Source organism: Anaeromusa sp., from assembly GCF_028691475.1.
GTDB lineage: Bacteria > Bacillota > Negativicutes > Anaeromusales > Anaeromusaceae > Anaeromusa.
Map to the genome: position 1 here is coordinate 44,826 of NZ_JAQUZF010000002.1, position 9,585 is coordinate 54,410.

A 9,585-nucleotide genomic window follows, 5' to 3' on the forward strand; every position below is an offset into this window, starting at 1 on the left:
CCAAGTGGTTTTGAGTGGCAGGAGAGAATGTATTGAAGGTGTTTGTTTGGGGCGTAGCGCTGGCTATTGCCGATCAATTGCTGAAAAAGTTATTTTCCGGGACTATGCAGTTAGGGGAATCCATTCCCGTGCTGCCTGGTATTTTTCATTTAACGTATATTCAAAATCCAGGGGCTGCTTTTGGTCTTTTTGAAAATCAGACTTTGTTCTTTATTGCTATCGCCGCTTTTTTGCTGGCTTTTCTGGCCTTTGCCTATAAAGAGCTGGCGGCGCAGGGAATATGGGTTCGGTACGGCATGAGTTTGCTGGCTGGCGGTGCGGTAGGAAACCTGCTGGATCGAGTTCGTTTGGGGGCTGTTATTGACTATTTGGATTTTCGTATCTGGCCCATTTTTAATTTAGCGGATATTGGTATTTGCCTGGGGGCGACTCTAATTGTTTGGGGCTTGCTACGGGAGGAAGGACGGGAAACGTCAGAATGACCGAATATAATACAACCCAGTTATGGAGGGTGGAGCCGGAACAGGCCGGTTTCCGTCTTGATGTTTTTTTAACGGAGCGTTTGGAGCAGGCTTCGCGCAGTCATGTGCAAAAAGCGTTGGTTGCCGGCGCTGCAACGGTAGATGGCCAAAGCTCCAAGGCGAATTTTAAGCTCAAAGCGGGACAGGAAGTTTGCTGGCGCGAACCGCAGCCGGAAGCATCCTCTTTGCAGCCGGAAGATTTGCCTTTGGATATTGTCTATGAGGATGCGCATGTAGCAGTGATTAATAAAGCGCGCGGCATGGTCGTCCATCCGGCTGCAGGAAATCATCACGGGACGCTGGTACATGCTCTTTTAGAGCATTGCAAAGATTTATCCGGCATCAACGGAGAGGTTCGACCCGGTATTGTGCACCGTCTCGATAAGGATACGACCGGCTTGCTGGTCATAGCCAAGGAAGATGCGGCTCATCTTTCATTAGCGAAGCAGATCAAAGAAAAGACAGCTACACGCAAGTATTTGGCGATTGTTCACGGCGCTGTCACGGTAGAACAAGGGATTGTCAAGGCGCCTATTGGCCGGCACCCGAAGGACCGTAAAAAAATGGCGGTGACCTTTGAGAACAGCAAAGAAGCAGTTACTCATTTTAAAGTGGTAGAGCGTTTTACAGAATATACGCTTTTGGAATGCCGTCTGGAAACGGGGCGGACGCATCAGATTCGGGTGCATATGCAGTATATTGGCCATCCAGTGGTAGGAGATCCGAAATATGGCCGCTTGAAGCCGTATTTTAGCCATTTAATCCAGGGACAGGCGCTGCATTCAGCGCAATTGTCCTTTACCCATCCTCAGACGAAAGAGGTTCTTTCTTTTGAAGCGCCTTTGCCGCAAGATATGCAAAGCATACTAAAAGAGCTGCGAGAGCAATTTGCGATAGGAGGAGTCGAATGATGAGAAAGATTCAAGACAAAGCGGTCATTATGGATGGCCAAGGGGTGCAGCGAGCCCTAACTCGTATTGCCCATGAAATTATTGAAAAAAACAAAGGCGTGAAAGACGTTGTCTTGCTCGGTATTCGTACGCGAGGCGTGCCGCTGGCGGAATATTTGGCAGGGGCTATTGAAAAAATCGAAGGCTATCGTCCGCCTATCGGCCTTTTGGACATTACTTTGTATCGAGATGATTTGTCGACCTTGGCTTATCAGCCTGTAGTGCATGGTACGGAAATCCCCTTTGACTTGAATGGCAAAATTGTCGTGCTGGTGGATGATGTGCTGTATACGGGGCGTACCATCCGGGCCGCCTTGGACGCGGTGATCGATATGGGGCGTCCTCAATCCATTCGTTTGGCTGTATTAGTGGATCGCGGCCATCGGGAATTGCCGATTCGCGCCGACTATGTCGGTAAAAATGTGCCTACTTCCTCGCGGGAAGTGGTTAGCGTGCAACTGGAAGCCTGCGACGGTGTTGAGCAGGTTATCATTCGGGAGTTTGTGGATTAGGAGAACTTGTTGGGCACGAAGGACGAACAAGAGAACCGGAGTGGCCAGAGGGAACAATAGAGCGTTAAATGGAAAAAGCTGTCCGGTTTTTGTGCCGGGCAGCTTTTTTGAATGGTTTTTGCAGCTGAAAAAGCAGATGCATCAAGTTTTAAGAAATATAATACACCGTAACCCTCTGTGGTACCCTCCCGTGACTCCCGCGACTCTTGTTCAATCCTTACTGTTACTTTGTTTTCGCTCTCTTGTTTTCCAGATAAGGCTTAAGATGTTCTGGGTTGGGTGAGACATATAATGTGGTTTGTTGGAAATAAATAACAAAACCGGGTTTGGAGCCGGAAGGTTTTTTGACCTGTTTGCGGTCCGTATAGTCGACGGCCACGCGGCTGGAAGCAGCTCCCTTGCTGAAATGAGCAGCCAAAGACGCCGCAAGTTCGATAGCTTCTTTGCTGGCTGTTAGGCCTGGAGGCATTTGCAGCAGCACATGCGACCCAGGCATGTCTTTAGCATGAAACCATAAATCGCCGGGTTTGCCGCGGCGGAAGGTCAGTTCGTCGTTTTGTCGGTTATTGCGTCCCACCCAGATCAGACTTTGCTCTGGTCCTTGCACCTGCAGCGGCTGGCTCAGCGGAAGGGCGGCTTGCTTTTTCTTGGGAGCCGCCAAAAAACCTGTGCTTGTCAATTCCTGCCGTATTTCTTGGATTTCAGCGGTTGTCGCTGCCGTTTGCAGCATAGTTTCTACGCTGTCCAAATAAGAAAGCGTATTAGTTGTTTGCTGGATTTGTTCGACTAAAACGATCTGACGCCGCTTGCTCTTATTATATTGTCGATAGCAATGCTGGGCGTTTTCAGCAGGCGTGCGCGAAGGATCCAACGGAATTTGAATGGTTGGCGCATCCGGTTCAAATAGATTGGGGAGCGTGGCCTCAGAAGCTCCTTTGGCTACTAGATGCAGCTGCGCCATCAGTAGGTCGCCATAAAGGCGCCAATGATCGGCTAAGGAGGCTTCTTGGCATTCTTCCTCTAAAATATGCTTTTTGCGAGATAATTTTGTCAGCTCGGTTTGCACAAACCGTTGGAGCTCTTGCTGCTGTGCTTCACGCCGATGCAGCAAGGCTAAAGCGTCAAGCAGGGAGGAGCAAGCTAGGGCAGTGAAACCGTCAGGAAGCGCTGACGGTATAAAAGGAAGCAGAGCTTGGACTTTGCCATTAGGACGCAACACTGCATGGGCGTGCCAAAACTGTGGGTTTTGCAGCTGCTCTTGCCAGTTTGCTAGAACCTGCCAAAGACGTTGCGTCAGAGGTTTTTCAGTGCTGAGCTCTGCTGCGGCTGCTAGGCAAGCTCCAGCTGTATAAGGACCAACGCCAGCCAAAGTGGCCATTAGCGAGGCGGTTGTTGTGGCGCCTTGATCTGCTTGCAAGTTGAAACGTTGCTCAAACAATTCCTGCTTGAGAGTTGCAAGATTCAATTTTCCCTCTAAAGGGGGCGTTTCATAAGGAATATTGGGTAGAATTTGCCGTAAACGGCTGTCTTCGGGGCCGACGCGCCGTACGGCATCCGCAATAAGGCCATTGCGAAGAAAGATTAAATTGCTGTGACGCCCTGCAACTTCTAGGACAAGCTCTTTTTCACTAAGTTGCCCGCCTTCTTCCCGGGCGGCGAAATTAAAAATCAGCAATCTATCGAAGCCTGGCTGGCTGATGTTTAGCAAACGAGCGCCCTCTAAATGCTTACGCAGCAACATGCAGAACGCAGGCGCTTGGGAGGGGGTTTCCGGGCGTTCTTCAAGAAGCAGGACGGCTGCCGAATTAGGCAGGCCGCAAAGAGAAAGAAAATAAGAATGTCCCGGCTGGCGCAGGGACAAAACGATGGTATGGGAATGGGGTTGGAACACCTTGTCTACGCGGCTGCCAATTAACTTAGCGGCAAGCTCCGCGGCAACGGCGCACCAGGTAAGGCCGTCGATACTAGCCATGTGCGTTCCTCCTTGCATAATAAAAGGTTGAACTCAGTATAGCATTCAAGGGCGTACGGGTCAATTTTAGAGCGATTTCGGGAGTAAAACGGAGATTTATCGGGCTTTTTACTTGCCAAGAACAGCTTCTGCCAGTACAATAAGTAGCAATGGATGACGCTGTTTTTGGCAGCTGTAGCGCCGTTACTGAAGGGAATGGACGCGGCTTAAGGAAAGAAGGGATAAGAATGCAGTTTTCTTTTAGCAAATGGCATGGTTGCGGAAATGATTTTGTCTTAGTGGATGGAAGCAAGTACGCCTTCCCTGATAATGCACAAGCGGCTATTGCTGTATGCGACAGGCATTTCGGCATTGGCGCCGATGGCCTGGTGCTGCTTTTACCGTCACAGGAAGCTGACTTTGAAATGAGGATTTTTAATTCCGACGGCAGTGAAGCGGAAATGTGCGGCAATGTGACGCGCTGCATGGCTCGTTTTGCCTATGAAAACGGCTTGACAGACCAAAAAGAAATGACTTTTAAAACAAAAGCAGGCTTGATTCGTCCGAAGCTGCTGGAAGACGGACAGGTTCGGGTGGATATGGGGGAACCTAAGCTGGCAGCAAAGGACATCCCTGTTAAAGATGGCGGAGAGGAACGCGTTGTCAGCCGGTCTTTGCAAACAGAGCATGGAGACTTTGCTGTTACTTGCGTATCCATGGGCAATCCGCATGCGGTGATCTTTGTAGACGATGCGGAAGCGGTCCCGCTGGAGCTTTGGGGGCCGAAACTGGAAACACATGCTTTTTTCCCTCGCAAGACCAATGTGGAATTTGTCCAGGTTATCAACCGCCAAGCATTGCGCATGCGTGTATGGGAACGCGGCGCTGGGGTTACGCTGGCTTGCGGCACTGGTTCCTGCGCAACCGTAACGGCAGCTGTGTTGAATGGATTGACGGAGAGACGCTGTAAAGTGGCTCTCGACGGCGGCGTATTGGAAGTAGAATGGTCGGAAGAAGATAATCATGTGTATCTGACGGGGCCGGCGACAGAAGTGTTTCGCGGGACCTGCCGCCTGCGCGGACAGGAGGCGATACAGTGATACAAAGCATGACCGGTTTTGGGCGCGGTGAAGCGGCCTCTTCCGTGCAAGAAGGCGCTAGCTTTCGCATGCAAGTAGAGATTAAGTCGGTAAATCATCGCTATGGCGAAGTAGTCGTACGTATGCCTAAAGCGCTGTTGGTGCTGGAAGAGCGCGTACGACGCCTTGTTTCGGCAAAGCTGCAACGCGGCCGGGTAGATGTATTTATTTCCTTTGAGGAAGTTGGCTCGAAGGCCGCTAATGTGCAAGTGGATTATGAATTGGCTAAAGCCTATTTTCAAGCGGGCCAGGAGTTGGCGACGCAATTGGGATTGCCCCAAACGCTGACGGTGGAGCAGCTGCTGCGCTATCCGGATATTATCAGAGTAACGGAAGCGCAGGAAGATGCCGAAAACCGCTGGCCTGTGCTGCAGGAAGCGTTAGAGGCGGCTTTGGCCCAGCTTCTGGCGATGCGACGCCAGGAAGGCTGTAATTTACAAGAGGATTTTGCGCGGCGCATTGCCTTGCTTCGGGAGCGGTTGCAGACGGTGGAAGCGCGGGCGCCCCAAGTAGCCTGTGAGTATCAAGAGAAATTGCTCCTTAAGCTGAGGGAACTTTTGGCGGCGGCAGGAACGGCTCCCGATGAAAGCAGAGTGCTCCAGGAAGCCGCGCTCTTTGCCGACCGTATCGGCATCGTAGAAGAAATCGTTCGTTTTCGCAGCCATTTAGATCAGTTTTCCACTACCTTGTCTGTACCGGAACCGGTGGGACGGAAACTTGATTTTTTACTGCAAGAGCTCAATCGAGAAGCCAATACCATGGCTTCGAAGGCCAATGATTTTGAATTGGGAAAAATCGTCGTGGAAATGAAAAGCGAGTTGGAAAAAATGCGCGAGCAAGTGCAAAACGTAGAGTGAGCTAGGACAGTACGGTAGGATTAGCGTATAGGAGGATGTATTTATGGATATCAAGTTGATCAATATTGGATTTGGTAATATTGTCTCTGCCAATCGGATTATTTCGATTGTCAGCCCTGAATCAGCGCCTATCAAACGTATTATTCAAGAAGCCCGCGACAGGGGTATGCTGATTGACGCCACGTACGGACGTCGCACCAGAGCGGTCATCATTGCCGACAGCGATCATGTTATTTTGTCCGCGGTACAGCCGGAAACGGTGGCGCATCGCTTGGTGAACAAGGATAGCGGCAGCGATCCTCAAGACTAAAACAGAAACGAGGTAAGCAGCTATGGCGCAAGCCAAAGGGATTTTAATTGTAATCTCCGGGCCTTCCGGAACCGGTAAAGGCACAGTCTGCAAAGAACTGCTGCAACAACTGCCTTATCTTGAATTTTCTATTTCCGCTACGACCAGGCTCCCCAGGGAAGGGGAGGTGCATGGCGTGAATTACTGGTTTACGCCGAAAGACCGTTTTCAGGAGATGATTCAAGAAAAAGCCATGTTGGAATGGGCGGAAGTATACGGGAATTATTATGGCACGCCGCGAAACTATGTACTGGAGCGTTTAGAGGCAGGCAGCGATGTTTTGCTGGAAATTGACACGCAAGGCGCCCTGCAGGTAAAGGAAAGCTATCCGGATGGCGTTTTTGTCTTTTTAATGCCGCCGTCGCTGACCGAATTAAGACGGCGCATCGCCGGGCGTGGTACGGAAACAGCGGATGTAATTGAACGTCGCTTGCAAGCGGCGGAACATGAAGTAACCTTGGCTTCTAAATACGACTACGTACTGGTTAATGACATAATAGCCGATGCCGTTGCCAAAGTTAAGGGCATTGTTATGGCTGAAAAATGCCGGGTGCGGCGCAACGCTGGCTTGATTGCAAGTATGCAAAAATTTGGGGATATTTCACATACGGGGGAATTGATATGATAAAACCGTCTCTAGATGTATTGATGACAAAAGTGGACAGCAAATATACGTTGGTAGTCTTGGCGGCCAAGCGGGCCCGGACCTTGCTGGATGAAGAACCAGGAACCTTAGAAGGACGCGCTAAGAAGCAAGTGACCGTGGCGCTAGAGGAAATTGCTAGTGATCGCATTACCTATGAACGGACGAAACACGGAATCAAGTAAAGGGGGCTCTACCATGCCGTTTACGGGAAAGACTGTTGTGGTAGGCGTGTGCGGCGGGATAGCCGCCTATAAGGCTGTGGAACTTGTCAGCCGGCTGCGCAAGCAAAAGGCGACGGTGCATGTGGTTATGACGCAGCATGCCGCTGAATTTGTGACGCCGTTGACGTTTCGGGAATTGAGCGGCCAGCCGGTGGTTGTCAGCATGTGGGATGAGCCTAAAAACTGGCATGTAGAGCATATTGCTCTGGCAACGGCGGCAGATTTATTTATTGTGGCGCCGGCTACTGCCAACATGTTGGGCAAACTGGCTGCAGGCATTGCCGACGATATGCTTTCAACGACGCTTATGGCGACCAAAGCTCCTGTTTTGTTGGCGCCGGCGATGAATACCAATATGTATCTCAACCCGGTTGTGCAGAAAAACCTGCGGTCGCTGGCGGAACTAGGGTACCGCATTTTGCCGCCGGCCTGCGGCCTGCTGGCCTGCGGCACCGAAGGTCCTGGGCGTTTGCCGGAGCCGGTGGAAATTGTTGAAGCCGCAGAGGCTGTGCTGCAGGAACGGCAAAGCCTTCAAGGCGTGAGGGTGCTGGTAACTGCTGGCGGCACAAGAGAGCCGATTGATCCGGTGCGTTATTTAGGCAATCGCTCCAGCGGTAAAATGGGTTATGCCATTGCCGCCCAAGCAGCGCGGCGCGGCGCGGAGGTCGTGCTTGTTTCCGGTCCGGTAGCGCTTGAGACGCCCGCGGGGGTAACGCGCATCAATGTGGAATCAGCGGCGCAGATGCGAGAAGCGGTGCTGCGCGAATTTCCGCAGGTGCAGGTAGTAGTAAAGGCGGCTGCCGTTGCCGACTATGCTGTTGAGCATCCGGCGGAGCATAAGATTAAAAAAAATGACGAGCCGCTCACCTTGGTTCTGAAGAAAAACCCGGATATACTCAAAGAATTGGGTGAGAAAAAGCAGGGCCAGCTTTTAGTAGGTTTTGCGGCGGAAACCAGGGAGCTTCTGGCTCATGCCAGAGAAAAACTGGAAAAGAAGAATTTGGATTTGATTGTGGCTAATGATGTGACCATGCCTGGCGCTGGTTTTCAAAGCGATACAAATATTGTCAAGATTTTGCGTCGCGATGGCGCCATGGAGGAGTGGCCGCAGCTGTCCAAAGAGGAAGTAGCCGCCCGCTTATGGGATCTGCTTGAAAAAATGTTGGCTGATACAGTTGCTTTTTCTTGATGCAGTCTATATAATTTAATTTGTGTTTTCTCTACAATTGTATAAGCAAACCATCCAGAGTTGGCTGAGGGACTGGCCCGATGAAGCTGCGGCAACCATTGCTATTGAAGCAAAACGGTGCCAATTCCTGCATCTATTGATGCGAGATGGGAGTAAGGACCAAGTTCCCTCCCTTTTTAGGGAGGGTTTCTTTTTTAGTCGAAAAATAGGAGGCGAAGCATTCTTGAAGAAACGAGTATTATTTACATCGGAATCAGTAACAGAAGGACATCCGGATAAGCTGGCGGACCAAGTATCTGACGCCATTTTGGACGCCATTCTGGCCAAGGATCCTCAGGCTCGCGTGGCTTGCGAGACCTTAGTAACGACCGGCCTGGTTCATGTGGTTGGTGAAATCACCACTTCTTGCTATGTGGATATTCCGCATATTGTTCGGGAGACGGTTAAGGAAATCGGCTATACCCGTGCTAAGTTCGGCTTTGACGGCGAAACCTGCGGCGTAATGGTATCCATTGACGAGCAGTCGCCGGATATTGCCATGGGCGTTAATGAAGCCTTAGAAGCTAAACAAGGCAATACCGATTTAATGGAAGCCATTGGCGCTGGCGACCAGGGCATGATGTTCGGCTATGCCACGAACGAAACTCCAGAATTTATGCCTCTGCCGATTGCTTTGGCGCATCGGCTGTCCCGCCGCCTTGCAGAAATCCGCAAAACCGACGTAGTGGACTATTTGCGTCCGGACGGCAAAACCCAAGTCACCGTGGAATACGAAGACGGCGTACCTGTACGCATTGACGCTATCGTTATTTCCACACAGCACGGTCCTGATGTAACACGCGAGCAAATTGAAGCAGACCTGCGCAAGCATGTCATTGCACCGGTTGTGCCCGCTAAGTTCTTGGATGACAAGACCAAGTATTATATCAACCCCACCGGACGTTTTGTGGTGGGCGGCCCTCAAGGCGACGCCGGCTTGACGGGACGGAAGATTATCGTTGATACCTATGGCGGCATGGCTCGCCATGGCGGCGGCGCATTCTCCGGTAAGGATCCGACAAAAGTTGACCGTTCCGGTGCTTATGCAGCACGGTATGTTGCTAAAAACATCGTAGCTGCCGGCTTGGCGGACAAATGTGAAATTCAGCTGGCTTACGCCATTGGCGTAGCTCAGCCGGTATCGATCATGGTGGAAACCTTTGGCACCGCCAAGGTAGAGGAAACATTGATTGCGGAACTGATTAAAAAGC

At 51.0% G+C, this 9,585-nt stretch carries 11 protein-coding genes and 1 riboswitch; of the genes, 10 read left to right on the top strand and 1 reads right to left on the bottom strand.

Features of this window, described 5'->3' with window-relative positions; all coding sequences use genetic code 11:
• Positions 1 to 38 precede the first annotated feature (38 nt).
• From lspA to pyrR, 3 genes are read left to right on the top strand one after another with little or no spacing between them, the layout of a single operon-like run.
• Entirely contained in the window at positions 39 to 482 is a 444-nt protein-coding gene (lspA, locus tag PHF27_RS00840) for a signal peptidase II (protein ID WP_319404439.1), read from the top strand.
• Complete coding sequence (locus tag PHF27_RS00845; RefSeq protein WP_300064923.1) at positions 479 to 1,432, top strand: RluA family pseudouridine synthase; 954 nt, start codon at positions 479 to 481, stop codon at positions 1,430 to 1,432. The genes lspA and PHF27_RS00845 overlap by 4 nt, the downstream gene beginning before the upstream one ends.
• Positions 1,432 to 1,983, top strand: a complete 552-nt coding sequence (gene pyrR, locus PHF27_RS00850) for a bifunctional pyr operon transcriptional regulator/uracil phosphoribosyltransferase PyrR (protein WP_300064994.1) — start codon at positions 1,432 to 1,434, stop codon at positions 1,981 to 1,983. Before PHF27_RS00845 ends, pyrR begins: the two co-directional genes overlap by 1 nt.
• Positions 1,984 to 2,206: 223 nt before the next feature.
• Here the strand turns inward: pyrR and PHF27_RS00855 are convergent, their stop codons facing one another.
• Positions 2,207 to 3,955, bottom strand: coding sequence for an NFACT family protein (locus PHF27_RS00855; RefSeq protein WP_300064925.1), 1,749 nt, complete (start codon positions 3,953 to 3,955; stop codon positions 2,207 to 2,209).
• 227 nt (positions 3,956 to 4,182) lie between these two features.
• Between PHF27_RS00855 and dapF the strand changes: the two genes are divergently transcribed.
• From dapF to metK, 7 genes are all read left to right on the top strand, one after another.
• Complete coding sequence (dapF, locus tag PHF27_RS00860) at positions 4,183 to 5,034, top strand: diaminopimelate epimerase (RefSeq protein ID WP_300064927.1); 852 nt, start codon at positions 4,183 to 4,185, stop codon at positions 5,032 to 5,034.
• Positions 5,031 to 5,930, top strand: a complete 900-nt coding sequence (locus PHF27_RS00865; protein ID WP_300064929.1) for a YicC/YloC family endoribonuclease — start codon at positions 5,031 to 5,033, stop codon at positions 5,928 to 5,930. The genes dapF and PHF27_RS00865 overlap by 4 nt, the downstream gene beginning before the upstream one ends.
• Before the next feature lie 43 nt (positions 5,931 to 5,973).
• Positions 5,974 to 6,240: an extracellular matrix/biofilm regulator RemA gene (remA, locus tag PHF27_RS00870; RefSeq protein ID WP_018703243.1), complete on the top strand. Its 267-nt coding sequence runs from the start codon at positions 5,974 to 5,976 to the stop codon at positions 6,238 to 6,240.
• A 22-nt stretch (positions 6,241 to 6,262) separates the two neighbouring features.
• The gene (gmk, locus tag PHF27_RS00875) at positions 6,263 to 6,904 is read left to right on the top strand and encodes a guanylate kinase (protein ID WP_300064931.1); all 642 of its coding nucleotides are present in this window, start codon (positions 6,263 to 6,265) and stop codon (positions 6,902 to 6,904) included.
• Positions 6,901 to 7,107, top strand: a complete 207-nt coding sequence (gene rpoZ, locus PHF27_RS00880; RefSeq protein WP_300064933.1) for a DNA-directed RNA polymerase subunit omega — start codon at positions 6,901 to 6,903, stop codon at positions 7,105 to 7,107. The genes gmk and rpoZ overlap by 4 nt, the downstream gene beginning before the upstream one ends.
• Before the next feature lie 13 nt (positions 7,108 to 7,120).
• Entirely contained in the window at positions 7,121 to 8,335 is a 1,215-nt protein-coding gene (gene coaBC, locus PHF27_RS00885) for a bifunctional phosphopantothenoylcysteine decarboxylase/phosphopantothenate--cysteine ligase CoaBC (RefSeq protein ID WP_300064935.1), read from the top strand.
• A gap of 47 nt (positions 8,336 to 8,382) precedes the next feature.
• Positions 8,383 to 8,488, top strand: a riboswitch (SAM riboswitch).
• Positions 8,489 to 8,558: 70 nt separating this feature from the next.
• The coding region (metK, locus tag PHF27_RS00890) for a methionine adenosyltransferase (RefSeq protein WP_300064937.1) at positions 8,559 to 9,585 on the top strand (1,027 nt) is incomplete at its 3' end.

Excerpts from the sequence above, each read along its gene's own strand:
- PHF27_RS00845 (WP_300064923.1), top strand. The coding sequence starts at position 479 with ATGACCGAATATAATACAACCCAGTTATGGAGGGTGGAGCCGGAACAG.
- pyrR (WP_300064994.1), top strand. The coding sequence starts at position 1,432 with ATGAGAAAGATTCAAGACAAAGCGGTCATTATGGATGGCCAAGGGGTG.
- PHF27_RS00855 (WP_300064925.1), bottom strand. The coding sequence starts at position 3,955 with ATGGCTAGTATCGACGGCCTTACCTGGTGCGCCGTTGCCGCGGAGCTT.
- dapF (WP_300064927.1), top strand. The coding sequence starts at position 4,183 with ATGCAGTTTTCTTTTAGCAAATGGCATGGTTGCGGAAATGATTTTGTC.
- remA (WP_018703243.1), top strand. The coding sequence starts at position 5,974 with ATGGATATCAAGTTGATCAATATTGGATTTGGTAATATTGTCTCTGCC.
- gmk (WP_300064931.1), top strand. The coding sequence starts at position 6,263 with ATGGCGCAAGCCAAAGGGATTTTAATTGTAATCTCCGGGCCTTCCGGA.
- rpoZ (WP_300064933.1), top strand. The coding sequence starts at position 6,901 with ATGATAAAACCGTCTCTAGATGTATTGATGACAAAAGTGGACAGCAAA.
- coaBC (WP_300064935.1), top strand. The coding sequence starts at position 7,121 with ATGCCGTTTACGGGAAAGACTGTTGTGGTAGGCGTGTGCGGCGGGATA.